Annotated in this window: 19 protein-coding genes; 12 read left to right on the forward strand and 7 right to left on the reverse strand. The window is 44.5% G+C overall.

Translation table 11 applies throughout. The features are described from left to right. Positions 1–114: 114 nt before the first annotated feature. The 6 genes from AC3CH4_RS09515 to trpA all read left to right on the forward strand — a co-directional run bounded on the left by AC3CH4_RS09515 (position 115) and on the right by trpA (position 6,943). Positions 115–1,704 carry an anthranilate synthase component 1 gene (locus tag AC3CH4_RS09515; RefSeq protein WP_372244011.1) on the forward strand — a complete coding sequence of 530 codons (1,590 nt, stop codon included), beginning with the start codon at positions 115–117 and terminating at the stop codon, positions 1,702–1,704. 2 nt (positions 1,705–1,706) lie between these two features. Further along, positions 1,707–2,297, forward strand: coding sequence for an aminodeoxychorismate/anthranilate synthase component II (locus tag AC3CH4_RS09520; protein ID WP_010438041.1), 591 nt, complete (start codon positions 1,707–1,709; stop codon positions 2,295–2,297). A 9-nt stretch (positions 2,298–2,306) separates the two neighbouring features. Beyond that, positions 2,307–3,302, forward strand: a complete 996-nt coding sequence (gene trpD, locus AC3CH4_RS09525) for an anthranilate phosphoribosyltransferase (RefSeq protein ID WP_488542884.1) — start codon at positions 2,307–2,309, stop codon at positions 3,300–3,302. Between the two features lie 25 nt (positions 3,303–3,327). Beyond that, a complete protein-coding gene (trpCF, locus tag AC3CH4_RS09530; protein ID WP_488542885.1) occupies positions 3,328–4,779 on the forward strand; it encodes a bifunctional indole-3-glycerol-phosphate synthase TrpC/phosphoribosylanthranilate isomerase TrpF in 1,452 nt (483 codons plus the stop codon). Positions 4,780–4,946: 167 nt separating this feature from the next. Next, positions 4,947–6,137 carry a tryptophan synthase subunit beta gene (gene trpB / locus AC3CH4_RS09535; protein WP_017076375.1) on the forward strand — a complete coding sequence of 397 codons (1,191 nt, stop codon included), beginning with the start codon at positions 4,947–4,949 and terminating at the stop codon, positions 6,135–6,137. Beyond that, complete coding sequence (gene trpA, locus AC3CH4_RS09540; protein WP_488542886.1) at positions 6,137–6,943, forward strand: tryptophan synthase subunit alpha; 807 nt, start codon at positions 6,137–6,139, stop codon at positions 6,941–6,943. Before trpB ends, trpA begins: the two co-directional genes overlap by 1 nt. Before the next feature lie 137 nt (positions 6,944–7,080). Here the strand turns inward: trpA and AC3CH4_RS09545 are convergent, their stop codons facing one another. After that, positions 7,081–7,878: a slipin family protein gene (locus tag AC3CH4_RS09545; protein ID WP_004729804.1), complete on the reverse strand. Its 798-nt coding sequence runs from the start codon at positions 7,876–7,878 to the stop codon at positions 7,081–7,083. A gap of 69 nt (positions 7,879–7,947) precedes the next feature. Continuing rightward, positions 7,948–9,354, reverse strand: coding sequence for an NfeD family protein (locus tag AC3CH4_RS09550; RefSeq protein ID WP_488542887.1), 1,407 nt, complete (start codon positions 9,352–9,354; stop codon positions 7,948–7,950). Between the two features lie 410 nt (positions 9,355–9,764). On the opposite strand from AC3CH4_RS09550, the gene AC3CH4_RS09555 reads away from it, so the two are divergent. Continuing rightward, entirely contained in the window at positions 9,765–11,084 is a 1,320-nt protein-coding gene (locus tag AC3CH4_RS09555; protein ID WP_017078211.1) for a dicarboxylate/amino acid:cation symporter, read from the forward strand. Between the two features lie 102 nt (positions 11,085–11,186). Here AC3CH4_RS09555 and AC3CH4_RS09560 read toward each other — a convergent pair whose 3' ends face one another. The 5 genes from AC3CH4_RS09560 to hisC form a co-directional block, all read right to left on the reverse strand. Further along, on the reverse strand, positions 11,187–12,494 hold the full coding sequence (locus tag AC3CH4_RS09560; protein WP_488542888.1) for a TRAP transporter large permease: 1,308 nt from the start codon (positions 12,492–12,494) through the stop codon (positions 11,187–11,189). A gap of 21 nt (positions 12,495–12,515) precedes the next feature. Further along, positions 12,516–12,995, reverse strand: coding sequence for a TRAP transporter small permease (locus AC3CH4_RS09565; RefSeq protein WP_017094468.1), 480 nt, complete (start codon positions 12,993–12,995; stop codon positions 12,516–12,518). Positions 12,996–13,062: 67 nt separating this feature from the next. Beyond that, positions 13,063–14,022 carry a TRAP transporter substrate-binding protein gene (locus AC3CH4_RS09570; protein WP_017076380.1) on the reverse strand — a complete coding sequence of 320 codons (960 nt, stop codon included), beginning with the start codon at positions 14,020–14,022 and terminating at the stop codon, positions 13,063–13,065. 586 nt (positions 14,023–14,608) lie between these two features. After that, complete coding sequence (locus AC3CH4_RS09575) at positions 14,609–15,382, reverse strand: ABC transporter substrate-binding protein (protein WP_017085617.1); 774 nt, start codon at positions 15,380–15,382, stop codon at positions 14,609–14,611. 10 nt (positions 15,383–15,392) lie between these two features. Then, complete coding sequence (hisC, locus tag AC3CH4_RS09580) at positions 15,393–16,526, reverse strand: histidinol-phosphate transaminase (RefSeq protein ID WP_488542889.1); 1,134 nt, start codon at positions 16,524–16,526, stop codon at positions 15,393–15,395. 181 nt (positions 16,527–16,707) lie between these two features. On the opposite strand from hisC, the gene AC3CH4_RS09585 reads away from it, so the two are divergent. From AC3CH4_RS09585 to AC3CH4_RS09605, 5 genes are all read left to right on the forward strand, one after another. Next, on the forward strand, positions 16,708–17,595 hold the full coding sequence (locus tag AC3CH4_RS09585) for a LysR substrate-binding domain-containing protein (RefSeq protein ID WP_372244006.1): 888 nt from the start codon (positions 16,708–16,710) through the stop codon (positions 17,593–17,595). Between the two features lie 286 nt (positions 17,596–17,881). After that, positions 17,882–18,130, forward strand: a complete 249-nt coding sequence (locus AC3CH4_RS09590; RefSeq protein ID WP_004736516.1) for a hypothetical protein — start codon at positions 17,882–17,884, stop codon at positions 18,128–18,130. 146 nt (positions 18,131–18,276) lie between these two features. Further along, a complete protein-coding gene (locus tag AC3CH4_RS09595; protein WP_054541913.1) occupies positions 18,277–18,861 on the forward strand; it encodes a septation protein A in 585 nt (194 codons plus the stop codon). Between the two features lie 195 nt (positions 18,862–19,056). Then, a complete protein-coding gene (yciA, locus tag AC3CH4_RS09600; protein WP_017061510.1) occupies positions 19,057–19,455 on the forward strand; it encodes an acyl-CoA thioester hydrolase YciA in 399 nt (132 codons plus the stop codon). Between the two features lie 194 nt (positions 19,456–19,649). Continuing rightward, on the forward strand, positions 19,650–19,946 hold the full coding sequence (locus AC3CH4_RS09605; protein ID WP_004736512.1) for a YciI family protein: 297 nt from the start codon (positions 19,650–19,652) through the stop codon (positions 19,944–19,946). Position 19,947 lies beyond the last annotated feature (1 nt).

Raw genomic sequence — 19,947 nt, forward strand, 5'->3', positions numbered from 1 at the left:
CTCACATTCAACTGACTAACAAATCAACGAATTGACCATATTCTAGATTGGGTGAAAGGTATCTTTATGCGACTATGTACGGCAGGAAATTTAAAGAATCATAAAGGAGGTCTTGTGAACAAGGCCATTGAAATCAAAAAGCTGGGAACCATTGAGGTCATCAATTCTTCCGTTCCTTACTCGCAAGATCCAACCAGTGTTTTCCATACTCTGTGTGAAAACAAAACAGACAGTCTGTTGTTGGAATCTGCTGAGATTGAATCTAAACAGAACCTGACAAGCCTACTCCTTATCGACTCTGCTGTTCGCATCGTATGTCGCGGACATGAAGTAACCTTTCAAGCGTTGACTCAAAATGGTCAAGCGCTAATCGAACACCTAGCTCAAAACGTTAAAACAGAGATCAAATCTGACCTTACCGCTAACGTTTTGACGCTGACTTTTGTCGAGCCAAGCAACGAATTAGATGAAGACTCACGTTTAAGAGAAGCTTCTTCATTCGATGCACTGCGTTTGGTTCAACACAGCTTTGAGCAAGACGCTGATAACAAGCACGCGTTATTCATGGCTGGCCTATTCGCTTACGACATCGTGGCGAACTTTGAACCGCTAGGCGATGCAGAAGCGACCAACAACTGCCCTGACTTTGTTTTCTACGTTGCTGAAACACTATTGCGTTTCGATCACCAAGAGAACGAAGGTCTGCTTCACGCCAGCTTATTCACTCAAGATGAAAACATCAGAACACAGTTAACTGAACGTCTAGCTGACATTCAAACACAATGTCAGTCATTGAAAGCCATCACAGAAGTAACGCCGCTCGACAACGTTGAAGCTGTACCAAGCGTTTCAGATGAAGACTTCTGCCAAACGGTTCGTGACTTAAAAGAATACGTAGTAAAAGGCGATGTATTCCAAGTGGTACCTTCACGCCGCTTCACACTGCCTTGCCCTGCTCCACTGGCGGCTTACAAAGAACTCAAGCAAAGTAACCCAAGCCCTTACATGTTCTACATGCAAGATGAGCTGTTTACTCTGTTTGGTGCTTCTCCAGAAAGCGCGCTGAAGTACGAAACCGAAACCAACCAAATCGAAATTTACCCAATTGCTGGTACTCGTCGTCGTGGTAAGCGCCCAAATGGCCAAATCGATTTCGACCTAGACAGCCGTATCGAACTTGAACTGCGTACCGACAAGAAAGAAAACGCTGAGCACATGATGCTGGTCGACCTAGCGCGTAACGATGTGGCTCGTATTGCCGAAGCAGGTACTCGCCACGTGGCAGACTTGTTGAAAGTTGACCGCTACAGCCATGTAATGCACTTGGTTTCTCGTGTTGTTGGTCAGCTACGTGAAGACTTAGATGCACTGCACGCTTACCAAGCTTGTATGAACATGGGTACGCTAACTGGCGCGCCAAAAATCCGCGCAATGCAACTTATCCGTGACGTAGAAAAAACGCGTCGTGGTAGCTACGGTGGCGCAGTGGGTTACTTAACGGGTGAAGGCACATTAGATACTTGCATCGTAATTCGCTCTGCTTACGTTGAAGATGGCGTAGCACAAGTACAAGCGGGTGCTGGCGTGGTGTTCGACTCAGATCCACAAGCAGAAGCAGATGAAACTCGCGGCAAAGCTCAAGCGGTCATCTCAGCGATTCAAGCAGCTCATACTAAAAACCTAACAAATAAGAAGGAGTCGTAATCATGGCTGATATTGTATTCATCGATAACTTCGACTCGTTCACTTACAACCTTGTAGACCAGTTTCGTTCATTAGGTCACAGCGTAAAAATTTACCGTAACAACATTCCTGCAAAAGTAGTTGAAGCGGCGATCAACGAATTAGATAACCCGGTTGCACTGCTTTCGCCAGGCCCTGGCGCTCCAGCAGATGCGGGTTGCATGCCAGAGCTGATTCAATTGCTAAAAGGCAAAGTACCAATGATTGGAATTTGCTTAGGCCACCAAGCGATTGTTGAAGCCTACGGCGGCACCGTTGCAGGCGCTGGCGAAATCATTCATGGTAAGGTGTCGATGATGGAACACCAGAACCATGCGACTTACCAAGGCTTACCTTCGCCACTGGCTATTGCTCGCTACCACTCTTTAGTGGCAACGCATGTATCCGATAGCCTAACGGTGACCGCTGAAGTCGATGATTTGGTGATGTCTGTGGTTCAAGAACAAGACAAGGTTTGTGGATTCCAATTCCACCCTGAATCAATTATGACGACCTACGGTGCAACGCTTCTAGCGAACGCTATAGAATGGGCTCTTGAGAAAAAGACGATATAGGAAACGATCATGGAACAGATTAATAAACTTTACGAACAGCAGTCTCTTACTCAAGAAGAAAGCCAACAGTTATTTGATGTCATCATCAAGGGTGAACTCGATCCAATCCTGATGGCTTCGGCTCTGACTGCATTGAAAATCAAAGGCGAAACGCCCGATGAGATCGCAGGTGCGGCGAAAGCACTGCTTGCCAATGCAAACCCGTTCCCACGTCCTGATTACGATTTTGCGGACATCGTAGGTACAGGTGGTGACGGTCATAACACCATTAATATCTCGACAACTTCAGCCTTTGTTGCAGCCGCATGTGGATTAAAAATCGCGAAACACGGCAACCGCAGCGTATCAAGTAAATCAGGCTCTTCTGATCTGCTAGATTCGTTTGGTATCAACTTAGCGATGACCGCTGAAGATACACGTAAAGCCGTTGACGAACTTGGCGTAGCATTCTTATTTGCTCCGCAATATCACGTTGGTGTACGTCACGCGATGCCCGTTCGTCAAACAATGAAAACACGCACTATCTTCAACATCCTTGGTCCATTGATTAACCCTGCTCGCCCTAACATCGAGCTGATGGGTGTTTACAGCAAAGAACTCGTACGCCCTATTGCGGAGACGATGCTGCAAATGGGCATGAAGCGTGCCGCGGTTGTTCACGGTAGCGGCCTTGATGAAGTGGCAATTCACGGTGAAACACTGGTTGCTGAAATCAAAGATGGCGAGATTCATGAATACACAGTGAGCCCTGCTGACTTTGGTTTAAACACTCACCCTCTTGAAGCTATTAAAGGCGGAGATCCTGAAGAGAACCGCGCTATCACAACGGACATTCTGACAGGTAAAGGTACTGAAGCCCAAGCTGGGGCAGTTGCAGTCAACGTTGCTCTGCTGATGCGTCTATTTGGCCATGAAGATCTAAAAGCTAACGCACAACAAGCTATTGACGCAATGAACTCTGGAAAAGCTTACGAGCTTGTGCAAAAACTTGCTGCACACGCCTAACGAACGACGAGTAGAGATAAAGAACATGACACAGACTACCGATAAACTGTCGACCCACGTTTCAGTCAAAGAAGCAGAAATGGCAGAAGTATTAGCGAAAATCGTTCGTGACAAATACCTGTGGGTTGAAACGCGTAAGCAGGCTCAACCATTGGACGAGTTTAAAGCGGCCTTAACCGCAACAGATCGTAGCTTCTATGATGCACTAAGCGGCGAGCAAACCGTTTTCATCACGGAATGTAAGAAGGCATCGCCGTCAAAAGGTTTGATTCGCGACGAGTTTGATTTGGACTACATCGCATCGGTGTACAACAACCACGCAAATGCGATTTCAGTACTAACAGACGAGAAGTACTTCCAAGGTAATTTTGAGTTTTTGCCAAAGGTTCGTAGCATTGCTAAGCAACCTATCTTGTGTAAAGACTTCATGGTCGATAGCTACCAAGTTTACTTAGCTCGTCACTATTCAGCTGATGCAATCTTGCTGATGCTGTCGGTATTAGATGATGAAGAGTACAAAGCGCTTGCTGAAGTCGCTCACTCACTCAACATGGGTGTACTAACCGAAGTCAGCAACGAAGAAGAGCTTCATCGCGCTGTCGCTTTAAAAGCAAAAGTGATCGGCATTAATAACCGTAACCTGCGTGACCTTTCGACTGATTTGAACCGTACCAAAGAGTTAGCTCCACTGGTTCGCGAACTTGCTCCAGAAGCAGTCGTGATTTCAGAGTCTGGCATCTACACGCACCAACAAGTACGTGACCTTTCAACATTTGCAGACGGCTTCCTAATCGGTAGCTCTCTGATGGCTGAAAAGAACTTAGAGCTTGCGGTGCGTAAAGTGACGCTCGGTGAAAACAAGGTCTGTGGTTTAACCCACCCAGACGATGCAGCAAAAGCGTATCAAGCTGGTGCGGTATTCGGTGGTCTGATTTTCGTTGAAGCGTCTAAGCGTCATGTGGGTATCGAAGCGGCTCGTTTAACCATGAGCGGCGCACCTTTGAACTACGTGGGTGTGTTCCAAAATCATAGCGTTACTGACGTTACGAAAACGGTTTCTGAGCTAGGTTTATTTGCGGTGCAACTGCACGGTGATGAGTCTCAAGCATTTGTCGATGAACTAAAACAATCTCTACCTGAACACGTTGAGATTTGGAAAGCTTACGGTGTTGCTTGCAGTGCTGAAAACGGCGCTGAAAGTGCGCTACCAGAATTACTGAAAAGCAACGTGACTCGTCACCTGCTAGATACTAAAGTGGGTTCTCAAACTGGCGGTACAGGCCAAGCGTTTGATTGGAGCCTAATCAACAACCAAAGCGCAATCATGTTGGCGGGTGGCCTAAACCCAGACAATGCTAACCAAGCAGCGAAACTAGGCTGTTTAGGGCTCGACCTAAACTCAGGTGTGGAATCAGCTCCAGGTAAAAAAGACGCAGACAAACTGCAACGCGCTTTTGCAGCGATTCGTAATTACTAGTTCGGTTTCTAGAATTTAAAACCTAGAACTTGAAATCTAGAGCCCAGAGCTTAGAAACTAGAAAGCAGAATCTCAAAACTAATTAGTAAGCTTTGCCTTTGCGAAGCTTAAACAAGATTAAATGACTTGGTGTGAATACACATCGATAGAATTGAAGGAATAACACAATGGCTAAACTCGATGCCTACTTTGGTGAATACGGTGGTCAATACGTACCGCAGATCCTAGTGCCAGCACTAGACCAACTGGAACAAGCATTTATCGATGCACAAGCAGATCCTGAGTTCCGCAGTGAATTCATGACGCTTCTTCAAGAGTACGCAGGTCGTCCAACGGCACTAACGCTAACGCGTAACCTGACTAAAGGTACAAAAACCAAACTGTACCTAAAGCGTGAAGATCTACTGCACGGCGGTGCTCACAAGACAAACCAAGTTCTTGGCCAAGCATTGCTAGCAAAACGTATGGGTAAACAGGAAATCATCGCTGAAACTGGCGCGGGCCAACACGGTGTTGCAACGGCTCTAGCGTGTGCTCTACTGGGCCTTAAGTGTCGTGTTTACATGGGTGCAAAAGACGTTGAACGTCAAAGCCCGAACGTGTTCCGTATGAAGCTAATGGGCGCAGAGGTTATCCCTGTTCATTCTGGCTCTTCAACGCTAAAAGATGCATGTAACGAAGCGCTACGTGACTGGTCTGCAACTTATGAAGACGCGCACTACCTATTGGGTACTGCGGCGGGCCCTCACCCATTCCCAACGATTGTTCGTGATTTCCAACGCATGATTGGTGAAGAAACGAAGCACCAAATCTTAGCTCGTGAAGGTCGCCTTCCTGATGCGGTTATCGCTTGTGTCGGCGGTGGTTCAAACGCTATCGGTATGTTCGCTGACTTCATTGAAGAAGAGTCTGTTCGCCTGATCGGTGTAGAGCCTGCTGGTAAAGGTATTGATACCGACCAACACGGCGCGCCGCTTAAGCACGGCAAAACGGGTATCTTCTTCGGTATGAAAGCACCACTGATGCAAGATGAGAACGGCCAAGTAGAAGAGTCTTATTCGGTTTCTGCGGGTCTAGATTTCCCATCAGTTGGTCCGCAGCACGCACACCTGAATGCCATTGGCCGCGCAGAATACGACAGCGTAACCGATGACGAAGCGTTAGATGCATTCCAATTGATTGCACGTAAAGAAGGTATTATTGCTGCGCTAGAGTCATCTCATGCTGTGGCTCACGCTGTCAAAATGGCACACGACGACCCAGAGAAGGAGCAACTATTAGTCGTTAACTTATCTGGTCGTGGTGACAAAGACATTTTCTCTGTACACGACATTCTTAAAGAGAAAGGAGCATTATAATGGATCGCTATCAATCACTCTTCACTCGCTTAGCTGAAAAGAATCAAGGCGCATTTGTACCATTCGTAACGGTTGGCGATCCTAACCCAGAGCAATCATTGAAGATCATGGAAACACTAGTGGAAGCCGGTGCTGACGCACTTGAGCTTGGTATTCCGTTCTCAGATCCGCTTGCAGATGGCCCAACTATCCAAGGCGCAAACATCCGTGCTTTGGATTCGAAAGTAACGCCTGACGTGTGCTTTGAGCTTATTAGCCAAATCCGCGCTAAATACCCAGAGCTACCAATTGGCCTGCTGATGTACGCAAACTTGGTTTACGCACGTGGTATAGAAAATTTTTACGAACGCTGCGCAAAAGCAGGTATCGATTCAGTATTGATTGCTGATGTACCAACCAATGAAAGCCAAGAGTTCGTTGCTGCGGCTGAAAAGTTTGGCGTTCACCCAATCTTTATTGCTCCACCAACAGCAAGCGATGAAACGCTTCAATCAGTTTCTGAGCTAGGTGGTGGTTACACTTACCTACTTTCGCGTTCTGGTGTAACGGGTGCTGAAACTAAAGCGAACATGCCAGTAACGGCACTGCTTGATCGCTTGAACAAGTTCGATGCGCCACCAGCACTGCTTGGTTTCGGTATCTCGGCTCCTGAACAAGTGAAAGAAGCGATTATAGCTGGCGCTGCAGGTGCGATTTCTGGCTCAGCCGTAGTTAAAATCATTGAAAACAACGTTGAACAACCAGAAGCAATGCTTAAAGCACTTGCGGAATTTGTTACGCCAATGAAAGCGGCTACGCAGAAATAATCGACGGTCATTAAATAGACGCTCGTAGCCATTGGTCATTGGTCATTGGTCATTGGTCATTAAATAGAATCAGCGATTCAAATAGTAAAAGGCTCCACAGTTGTGGAGCCTTTTTTATTGCTCTTCATTTGAGCCAATCACTCATCGGCTTTCATCGCTTTCTTGATTGCAGCCTCATTGAGTGTCGCTTTGATCGGATCGGTTATCTTCTCGACCAGATCGATGGGCATTGGGAATATGATTGTGGAAGTTCGCTCATTCGCTACTTCTGTTAGTGTTTGCATGTAACGCAGCTGAATCGCATTTGGCGCTTGATTAAGAACCTCTGCAGCCTCTTTCAGCTTGGTTGATGCTTCTAGTTCCCCTGTTGCATGTATTACCTTAGCTCGACGTGAACGTTCGGCTTCCGCTTGTTTAGCAAGGGCTCGCACCATACTGTCATCCAGATCAACATGCTTGATCTCGACATTGGCAATCTTGATCCCCCAGTTATCCGTGTGTTGATCCAGTATCGCTTGTAAGTCTCTATTTAACTCTTCTCGTTCAGACAGCAATTCATCCAACTCATGCTGTCCTAATACTGAACGCAGCGTTGTTTGTGACAGTTGACTGGTCGCTTCGAGGTAATTCTCTACGTTATTGATCGCCATCTTCGGATCGAGCACTCGAAAATAGACCACGGCATTCACCTTCACCGACACATTGTCCCGAGTGATCAAATCTTGCGTCGGCACGTCCAACACGATAGTTCGAAGATCCACTCGCACAATTTGTTGGATGAAAGGAATGATGATAATTAACCCCGGCCCTTTCACACCGTAAAAGCGCCCAAGAAAAAACACCACTGCACGTTCATATTCGCGCAGTACTCTGAACATGCTGGCTATCAACAAGATAACGAGCACAATAACAATACCTATAGTGTGTATAAACATAACCGCCCCCTAATGGTAACGATGGCTAAGCAATTAATAATTCAATAACGTTTTTTCTAGCATGCCGCGCTAGCTAGATTTCGATGATGTATCATCGGGCAGCGCCTCAACATCCAAAGATAGCCCCGTCAGCTTGGTCACTCTGATGATCTGCCCCACTTGCAATTCACTCGCACATTTGGCTTGCCAGATCTCACCTTCGACTAGCACATGCCCCGCACCGGGGAAGCCGCCTACCACTTTGCCCGTGTCACCGACTACCGCTTCCATCCCCGTAGTCACTGGTTTGTTTCTCACTCGGACTAGCATTGATATTGTTACGACGATAAAGGCAACAGAGAACAAACTGATCCCGATAATTAGTGGCAATGCGATTTGATAACCCGGCACTTCGGTATCCATCAACATGATCGAACCGAGCGTAAACGCAGCGACGCCGCCCAAACCGAATATGCCAAAACTGGGGCTAAAGGCCTCTGCGACCATCAAAGCAATTCCCAATAGGATTAAAGCAAGGCCCGCGTAACTCACAGGCAGCATTTGTAAGGAGTACATCGCTAATAACAGGCAGATACCGCCCAAAACACCCGGTAGCCCGACACCGGGATTATAGAATTCGAGTAACAAACCGTAGATACCAATCAGCATCAAAATATATGCAACGTTCGGGTTCGTGATCACTGACAGTAAACTAAAGCGCCAGTCTTGTTCTCGCTCGATAAAAACCACCTCATTGAGCTGAACTTCCTGACTGACACCGTTGATGGTGACGGTGCGCCCGTTACTCAGTTCAACCAATTGCTGAAGGTCGCTGGCAATAAAATCAATCACGTTAAGTGTGAGTGCGTTCTCTGAGTCTAAACTCGCCGCTTTTCTTACCGCTTTTTCTGCCCATTCTTCATTGCGATTGTGTAGCTTAGCCAAACTGACAATGTAGGCTGCAGCATCATTGATGACTTTCTTCTCCATCGCAGTGGTGGCTTTTACTTGATCTGAATTCTCCTGTTTCGTTTCGTCTTGCTCACTCGCTGACGTGTTGTCATCTTTATTAGCATCGTCTTGAGGAGATAACGGATTAGCAGGCGCTTTGCCACCACCGAGCGACACAGGAGTTGCTGCACCTAGATTAGTTCCGGGCGCCATGGAAGCAACGTGACTGGCAAGTAAAATATAGGTTCCGGCGCTCGCTGCTCGCGAACCCGCAGGCCCAACCCAAGTTGCTATCGGAATCGGTGATGTGGTGATGGATCGAATAATGTCACGCATCGACGAATCTAACCCGCCAGCCGTGTTCATTTTCAAAATGATGAGCTTTGCTTGCTCATCGTGAGCTTGTTCTATTTCTCTAGTGAGGTAATCACTGGTCGCCGGACCTATCCCCCCGTTCACCTCAACCACCCAGACATCATCGGCCTGAGCGAACACAGAGCTGAACAACAGAAGAAACGCAAACAAGTACTTTAATATAAAAGTCATAGCCCCTCTCCTTACAACTGAGATGCTAGAAAGACGTTTTATTTAAAGCGCAGAGGTAACATCTTGGTAATAAATAGATACCTTAAGCATAGTTCAGGCTAAATTTCACACAACACGTACCTGTGGATTCACCCCAACATAAGCGTTCAAAAAACACTCGCAAATGAAATCAAAATGTTAACAAGACGTTTTCAATACCACCGCTTGTAAATCATTCACAAAATCTCCAGCGAAAAGGCTTTTATAAATTCAACAAATAACATCGCAATAAAAAACCAAGGCAAACGATTGCATTGTTGTGCAAAATCAACAAATGACATTAGACCACCAGTTTTTCAGAGACTTTCACCTCTGCTCATATTGATAAATGTAAAGGATACGTGTAAAACTCGTCGCGAAATATTAATCCAATGGTACATCGTACATTGGTGAGTAGTTCTGGGATTTTTATATTTAGTAGCACAGAGGTTATGGAAGTGTTAAAAGAAAAGAGTTTACTAAGCAACATCGGCGTTCAAGTCGTTATTGCAATGATCATAGGTACCGCTGTCGGTGCAATGATGGGTGACAGCGCAACAATGTTCGCTCCACTGGGCGCAATCTTCATCAATTTAATCAAGATGCTGGTTATTCCTCTAGTCGCAGTTGCCCTAATTTCAGGAGCTGCAGGTCTAGGTAATAGCTCATCGGCAGGTAAAGTTGGTGTGGTTACACTGGGTTACTTTGCACTAACGTCTGCACTTGCTGTAGCACTAGCGCTTGTAATGGGTGAAGTATTCGAGCCGGGGCGTGGTATCGATGTTTCTGGCGTTGAAGGTATGTTCTCTTCAGAATACGCTGCGAAAGGCGAACTGCCAACGTTCTGGGCTACCATCACTGGCATGATCCCTACCAACGTTTTTCAATCACTGAATGAAGCAAACATTCTGCAAATTCTCGTTTTCTGCTTATTCTTTGGTATTGCGATTTCTAAACAAGCAAAAGAGAAGCGTGACCCGATCATCAACGGCGTAAACGCGATTGTTGACGCTATGGTTTGGATGATCAACAAGGTTATGATCATTGCACCACTTGGCGTATTCGGCCTAATGGCAGAAGCAGTCGGTACATTCGGTTTTGGCGCACTTATGGTCGTGTTCAAGCTGTTCATTGTCTACATTGCTGCGATTCTTATCTTCGGCTTTGTGGCTTACCCACTGATGATTCAAATTTTCACTAAGACTTCAGCTAAGAAGTTCCTAGTGGCAATGAAGAAACCTCAAGCGGTTGCACTATCAACAGCCTCTTCAATGGCGACACTGCCAGTAACAATGGAAACGGTAGAGAAAGAACTTGGTGTTCGTAACTCTACGGCTTCATTCGTTCTGCCACTTGGTGCGACGATCAACATGTCTGGTAATGCAATTTACTATGGCCTAGTTGCTATCTTCTTCGCACAGCTGTTCAACATCGACCTGTCTATGGGCGCTTACATTGCTATCATCGTAACGTCGACTCTAGGTGCAGTTGGTCAAGCAGGTGTTCCAGGTCCTTCTTTCCTAGTAGTTGCGGTTCTTCTAGCGGCTGGTATCCCTATTGAAGGTCTACCTCTATTGTTCGCTCTAGACCGTATCTTCGACATGATCCGTACTGCTCTGAACATCACTGGTGATGCAGCATGTGCAGTCATCGTTGATTCTCTAATCGAAGACGAAGCGAAAGAAGCTGAGCTACAAAAACAGCAAGCGTAATATTAAGCTTCAGTTTTGATTGATAAAAAAACCGCCTTCATACAGGCGGTTTTTTATTAGGTGATGATCGATATTGAGTCGGTAAATCTGCCCCTTGTAATGCTAATTGATTAATCCAAACGCACGAGGCAGAGCCAAGCTAATTTCAGGAATAAAAGTAATAGCCAACAGTGTGACGATCAATACGGCACAAAACGGCATGATACTTCTTATAACGTTTTCAATCTTGGAGCCACTGACACTACAACCGACAAATAGCGCCGTACCAACGGGTGGCGTTGCAATGCCAATACATAAGTTGAAAATAATCATCATCGCAAAGTGAATTGGATGCATGCCTAAATGCTCAGCAATCGGCATAAAGATAGGGGTAAAGATCAATACGGCTGGCGTAAGATCCATAAACATACCCACAATCAGTAGGATCAGATTCATCAGAATAAAGATGATAATCGGATTATCTGAAATAGAGAGCATCCAATCGCTGATCATGGTTGGCAGACCGGTAAATGCCATTGCCCATGACATGATGGTTGAAGCACCAATCAAGAACAGCATAATGCCAGTAACCTGAACCGTTTCTCTACAAATTATCGAAAAGTGTACCCATTTGAGGGTTCGGTAACAGAGTGACAGTATAAAAGAGTATAGAACCGCTATACATGCTCCTTCTGTTGCAGTGAATATACCACCAATAATACCGCCAATAACAACAACAATAAGCCCTAAGCTTGGCGTTGCTTGCCAAACAATATTCAGCACATCTTTTGCTGTGAAGCCGTCATTCGCACTTGTTTTGTAGCCCTTCTTTTTAGCGATAAAATAGGCGACGACCATACAACTTAAACCCATTAAAATACCTGGGACATAACCTGCGATAAACAGCGCCGCTACGGATGTTCCACCCGATACCACTGAAAATACGATCAATGAATTACTCGGCGGTATTAGTAAGCCTGCCGGGCAAGATGCAACGTTTACTGCTGTTGCTAAGTTTTTATCATAACCATCTTTTTCTAATTCAGGGCCTAAGGTTTTACCAACCGCAGCTGCTGCTGCAACGGCTGATCCTGAAACGGCGCCAAACATCATATTGGCGAAGATGTTAACGTGAAAAAGTGAGCCCGGGATCCAACCAACCAAGAGCTTTGCAAGGTTGATAAGCCGACTCGCGATGCCACCCACATTCATTATATTCCCAGCAAGGATAAAGAAAGGGATGGCTAATAAACTGAAACTATCAATACCGGTAATAATTTTTTGACCCGCAGTAATACTGGCGACTTCAAACGGTAAGATGAAATACATGATCGTTAAAGATGACATGGCAATTGCAATCGCAATGGGCATGCTAATCGCGATCATAAATAAGAATAGGCCTAGCAGCCAAACGCCAATGGACAAATCCATAATATAGAGTCCTTTTAAAACTTACTTTTTGTTGGGTTCACAAAAAAGATCAAACGTATTCATGACCAAATAGATGAGGATAATAACGGCTGAAATCGGCAATATTGAATAAACCGTCGACATCGGTAATTGCAGTGCTGGAGAGAGTTGTTGTGTGGTTCTTCCCATTAGGGCGATACCACCTTGAAGCATTGCTAGAAATACAAATGCGCCAGAAATGAAATTGATGAGCACATGTAATGCGATATGTGCTTTACCCTTAAGATAACCATCCAATAACGTTATTGCTAAGTGTCCTTTGATACCGAATAAGTAGCTTGCTCCTAATAAGCCAAGCCATACCATCGCATAACGAGCAAGTTCATCAGTCCAGTTACTTGGATCATTCAAAACATAGCGACTAAAGACCTGCCAAGTGACAGTAACGACAAGTAACATTAGTGCAAAAGAAGAGACAAAAAGAATCAGCCTATCAAGTAGGTTTCTGAAAGTTGCTAACATGGTGTGATACCTCAAAAAATTTTGCCTTAGCAAAGCCAAGGCAAAATTATATTTTCACTAAGACTGATTAAAGAGCTTCAATTTTTTCAATGAATGGAGCTAGTTTTGGATCTTTTTTCGCCTCATCAATCATAGGTTTAACAGCTGCACGGAAAGGGGCTTTATCAACTTCAACAAACGTTACGCCTTCTTTCATTCCTTTCTCTTTGTTCATGTCATCTGTTGCGTCCCAGATTTTGATCTGCTCTTCAAGAGACTCAGCAGCAGCTTCTTTTAAGATTTTTTGCTCTTCTGCCGTTAATGAACCCCATTTGTATTCTGAAATGATGATCACGTCAGGTGTCATCATGTGCTGATCCATAGAGTAAAATTTGGCAACTTCACTGTGTTTCATTTCAACTAAGCTAGAAATATTATTTTCAGCACCGTCAATTACGCCTTGTTGCAGTGCCGTGTATACCTCATTGAAAGGTACAGGTGTTGCTTTACCACCTAATAGGTTAACCATTTCCATCATGGTTGGAGAACCAGGAACTCGAACTTTCATACCTGCTAGATCAGCCGGTGAGTTAATGGCTTTTTTAGCGTAGAAGCTACGTGTGCCTGAATCATAGAATGTAAGACCAATGAAGCCTTTACCTTCACTTGAAAGCAACATCTCTTGTGCTGCTTCACTTCGCATGAACGTTCTCATATGTGGAACGTCACGAAATAAGAAAGGCAGTGCATTAACTTTAAACGTGGGTTCAAAAGATTCGGCTAGCCCACCGTTGATTTTAGCCATATCAATCGCGCCGGTAACAACTTGCTCAGCTTGATCACGTTCAGAGCCTAATTGACCGTTTGGAAAGATCTTAATCGTAAGGTCACCATTCGATTTTTCTTTCACTTTATCAGCCATGATCACCATGCCTTGGTGAGCTGCGCTTTCTAATGACATTGCATGCCCTAAGGTCAAAGTTTTTGCTTGAGCGCCAAATGCCATAAGAATTGAAGCCGCTGCAATCGTCAGTAGGTGTTTTTTCATGTTCTTCTCCAGAATCCATTTTGTAAGAGGTACAGTTTTTATATGCAACGCTACAGCTAAGTTTGAAATCTAACGTTCAATTGCATACCGCTCATAGCAGTAACGTTTCATTACAATATTCTTACCTTATGAATTTTGTATTACAATAATATGTGTATATTTTGTGAGCTAAGGTTTATCTATTGGCTTGTGAACCGAATTGATTGTGATACCAATCATATTTGGCATCAATTGGACCATTAAGTAGTCTAACTTCGGGTTTTTGGGAATTTCGGTCACTTCCAACTGCTTTTAGAACAATCTGTTGGCAAAAAATATACTTGCATATTTGTGTTATTTTAAAACCTTGGAGCCATTTGTAGAGCACGAGCAAAGAAGGTCTTATCGATTGAAAAGCGAGTCGTGAACTGCGATTTCTGAGGTGGTAGAGGTGAGGTTTTAGGCTGAGCGTATGGAACAAGAGTGGATAAGCAGGGATAAAGACAACGGTGGGAATCTTACTAGGACGAATTGTTTGTAACAAAAATCCGAGAGCCTCACAGCCCTCGGATATTTTTGGTGGTCTAGTTTTTAGGCTTTAGACGAATTACAAATCAGCGCCATAAATATCAAACGTGAAGTACTTAGCGGCGATCTTGTCGTAAGTACCGTTCGCTCTGATCTCTTCAATCGCGGCATTGAATTGTTTCGCCAGTTTTGAATCCTGCTTTCTTAACGCTAGTGCCGTGCCTTCGCCAATGTAGGCTTTGTCGGTCACTGCTTTGCCTTTGAACTCAAAGCCCTCGCCTTCTTTCTTATCTAAGAAAGCTAATGACAGTTGATCTGAGTTGCCGAAGGTTAGATCTAGACGGCCGTTTTGCAGATCCAGATAAACTTCATCTTGGCCGGTATAACGCTTAATGTTTGCCACATCGCCAAACTTGTCGGTTACGTAGCGATCGTGAATCGTACCTTGTTGAACACCGATGGTTTTACCTGCTAAGCCTGCCTCATCGACGCTGAACTCGGCGCTCTTAGCAGCAACAAACACGGCTGGAGTTTGGTAGTACTTATCAGTAAACAAGATCTTACGCTTACGCTCTTCGGTAATACGCATTGAAGCCATGATCACATCTGACTTTCTTGCCAACAAACTTGGAATTAACGAGTCCCAACTTTGTGAAACCCAAGTACAATCGAGTTTGGCTTGCTCACACAAGGCATCAGCTATCTCAATATCAAACCCGACAGGCACACCATCACTGTTTTTGTAGTTGAATGGCGGATAGGTAAAGTCTGACGCCAAACGGATTTCTTTCGCCTGTACCGTTGTACCAAGTAAAGCGGCCGCACAAGCGAGTCCTAGTATTATCTTTTTCATCATTGCCATCCTAGATATGATTTTTATCGAGTTGAGATTGAGTTTCTTTATGTTGAGATTGTTTGCTTTGTTGATTCTTTTCTAATTCGGTTTGGTAACGTGTTAGTGACGTTATCACTTCTAGCATGCTCTCTTGGCTACCAATACTGATTCGTATACAGTTACGCAAAGCAGGTTCGTGGTTTTGATTCCTTGTCACAATGCCATCCTTCGCCAACACACTGAACACTTGATGCCCAGGTTTTTGACGCAGCAAAATAAAGTTTGTCGATGAAGGGTAAACTGACTCGATGAAATCAAACTGAGTTAACTCACAAGCAAACCAGTTACGTAGTTCGACCAGCTTTTGTGTGGCGTCTTGCATCACTGAGACTCGTTCATCAGACAAAGCGTCTAACACGATTTGCGATGAGCAATCCGGCATCGGATAAGGTGGAATCAGCTTCGCAACATACTGCATCACATTTTGACTCGCTAAGATAAAACCACAACGAACCGCAGCCAGTCCAAACGCCTTAGACAAGGTGCGAATCACTACCAAATGCGGATAACGCTCAATAAGGCCCACCGCTGACGTTTGTGGTTCAAACTCGATATACGCTTCATCGACTACCACTAGAGACTTTCCAATCGTGCCTTCCAGTACCTGAATCAAATCCGATTTAGGAATCACATTACCCGTTGGGTTGTTTGGTGAGCAAAGAAACACGATATTAGTCAACTTCGCTTTGTTCACGATATCAGCGACGTTCAGGCTGAAATCTTGCTGCAATGGAGAGTCCAAGGTATTAATCGCCAATGCATCGGCGCAAAACTCATACATCGCATACGTGGGTGAACAGATAAGTATGTTGTCGCTTGCCGGTTTACAGAATGTTCTGATCAGCAAATCAATTGCTTCATCGGCGCCACGAACGGCAACAGTCGCAGCATCAGTGCCACAGTAATCTTGGTAAGCCTTAGCAATATCTTGTGGTAAGAAGTCTGGGTATCGATTGTGGCTTGCTTCTCCTGGAAACAGCGAGCTTTCCAATTCATTGGCGTTTAGCCAGACACGTCCATCACCGCCAATTCTTCTTGCTGATTGATAAGGTATTAATTTTTTTACAGCCTGAGGTACTAAACTATCGATAAAAGATGTCAAGAAGCTATCCCTTTCACAAAATCACAATGTCTTCACCACTGCCTTCATATTCAAAAAATGTGACTTATACACATATTGAATCACAAATGATGATTAAGTATTTACATTCAAACAGAACACTATTGATAAATGAATCGAAATAATCACATAATAGCCATGATAAAAAGTCATAGGTAAAGATATGAATCGCACACTTCCTTCAACTAAAACCTTGCTCGCGTTCTTGTCGACGGCAAGGCATCTCAACTTTACGCGAGCGGCACATGAGCTCAATGTTACGCAAGGTGCAGTGAGTCGTCAGGTATTGTCGTTTGAAGAAAGTCTTGGCTGTGATCTCTTCTATCGACATGCTCGAGGATTGTCTTTAACGCCGAAAGGAGAAGAACTGGTTCCCCTGATACAAGGAACGATTCATCAACTGCAATCGGCTCTCAATCAAGTCGCAAGTTCTCCCTCTAAGATCAAACTCAACGCCCCCAGCTGTATTACCTCTTGGCTGCTACCCAAGTTGATGTCTTTTCAGCAAGCCTACCCTGAAATTGATGTCGAGCTCACGTCGACCATCAAGCACGTTTTTGAACCAAGCTTTGACCCGTTTGACGCCGTAATTACCTATGGAAAGAAGCCAAACCAACAATCGATTGTGAGCCAGTTATTGTTCAACGAGCAGTTGGCTCCGGTATGCCAAGCGCAAAGCATTACTCAGAGCCATCTTGTAAGTAGCGCTTCTACTATCATCAAGCCACACAAGCTCGCTCAATACACTTGGTTACACGCTAACAATGAGCAAAGTGACTGGCGACTTTGGTTAGATCACATAGGCAGCCACGACCTTTCAAGCAAGAACAACCAACAATTCGCGACACTTGATCAAGCGATGAATGCAGCCATTCAAGGATTTGGCATTGCCATAGGCGATATCACGCTGGCCAAGCAAGATATCGATTTGGGCAGGTTGGTGAAAGTGAGTGAAGGCAGTGTCTTTTCTGGAAATGGTTACTTCTTGCTGCAGCCTAAGAATCGACAAAATACATCTTTATCTACACTTGTTGATTGGCTTGTCGATTAGCGGCAATCACCGTAGATAGAACCACACTATAAACGGCAGTAGAGCGTCATAATGAGAATTTCATCGTTCTCAAAATGAAACTATTTTATGTCTGTTACGTATTGATTGTCAGAGAATAGAACGTACCTCGCCTTAACTATTTGAAAAGAAGTTTAATTCTATCTGGTAGGGAAAATGTTCCGTTCAACTAGAGAAAATGGCATTCGAATTGCTTTGTCATAGATAACCCAACCAATATACAGCAGGTTGCAAAAGTTTCACTGCAGCTTGTCACGGAGGATAGGCTATGACCTTACAAAGACATACGTATTACGGCTTGATTCACCATGGAATTAAAACCTTATTAATGGACAGAATTGGCCACTTTACAGAGCGTGAATATCACGAATATCTCGACCTAACGACAGGCAAATCGACGTGTTTTGCCATGAGTGAGCAAGAGCTGGAAAACACCTTAGACAGCTTAAAAAGTGAAGGTTACCTTGAAGACATCAAGAAGCTGATACCTCGCTACCAAACCACATCAATGCGATAACGTTATCCAACTCGATGATGAAAAGGTCCGACTCGATAAACCAACTAGATGGAATTAATTAGCACCCAATTGTCTCGGGCTATTTAGCATCGAGACAGTTTTCGTTAGACTGTCTGCAACTCAACTAACTGGACAATCAGTGCCACATGAAGCAAATCCTTGATTTCATTCCTCTCATTATTTTCTTTGCGCTGTATAAGATGTATGACATCTACACGGCTACAGGTGCATTGATTGTTGCTTCCGCAGTACAAATCGTTTTGACATACGTCATCTACAAGAAAGTAGAGAAAATGCAGATCATCACATTTCTGATGGTTGCCGTATTTGGTGGCATGACCATTTTCTTGCACGATGACAACTTCATTAAATGGAAAGTAACCATCGTTTATGCATTGTTCGCTATCGGCCTGACCGTCAGTCACCTCATGGGCAAGTCAGCGATTAAAGGCATGCTGGGTAAAGAGATCACACTTCCTGAAGCGGTATGGAGCAAGATCAACTGGGCTTGGACTTTATTCTTTACTCTATGTGCCATTCTCAACGTTTACGTTGCTTTCAGCCTTCCCTTGGATGTTTGGGTAAACTTCAAAGTGTTTGGCTTACTGATCGCTACTTTTGCATTTACCTTGCTAACGGGTGTCTATATTTATAAGCATTTGCCAAAAGATCAGCATCTACAAAAAGACCAGCAGAAAGAGTTAACGGATAAAAATACCGACGAGAAGTAACCCTAAGGGATGAGTCCTCATCCCCTTTTTGATACAATTATTATCAATATGCTATTTAACAGTGGCCAATGATACTCGTGATCATTGGCCACTGATTGTTTGTGTTCGGTGAATACGTTAAAAATACGACCACCGCGAGCCCCGCAAACACATCTATTTAAATTTAAAACAATCAATACCATTAAGAGTACAACAATGACTATTCAATCAACTTTGAACCCGATTGGTTCTTTACTTCTTCGCACTTTGGCGATGCCTTCTGATACCAATGCAGCAGGCCAGATTTTCGGTGGTTGGATAATGTCTCAGCTCGACCTTGCTGGCGGGATACTGGCGAAAGAGATCTCTAACGGCAAGATAGTCACGGTTTCAGTATCGAGTATCGAGTTCAAACAACCAGTTTCAGTGGGTGATGTGGTATGTGTTTATGGTGACTGCACCAAGATTGGTCGTAGCTCGATGAATATCGACCTAGAGGTATGGGTTAAGCCGGTACTTGATCACGGTATAGGCGATCGCTACAAGGTATGTGGTGCGACATTCAACTACGTTGCTGTAGATGAAAGCGGTAAACCTCGCCCAATCAACAAATAACCCTTCGACGACCCTATCGCACTTTAAGGTCTTTAGTCGTTTCGATTAAAAATGCTAAAGACCTTCTCACTCTGCCGCACCATTTCACAATTTCTTATCATTAGCTCTTCCAATACCAATTAGTTCGCGTAAATTAGCAAGATAGCGAATTTAAACGCCCTCAATTTAGTGAAGTAAAATAAGGATATCTCAATATGTGGTACGTGATTTTTTCTCAAGACGTCGAAAATTCATTAGAAAAACGCCTAAGTGTTCGCCCACAACATCTAGAACGCCTACAAACACTTCACGATGAAGGCCGCCTTTTGACAGCAGGTCCAATGCCAGCGATTGATTCAGATAACCCTGGTGAAGCGGGCTTCACAGGCTCTACTGTGATTGCTGAATTTAATTCTTTAGACGATGCACAGGCATGGGCAGACGCAGACCCGTACATTGCTGCTGGTGTGTACCAAAATGTCATCGTAAAACCATTCAAGAAAGTATTTTAAC

It is taken from the genome of Vibrio sp. QJM3NY_26 (genome assembly GCF_057786005.1).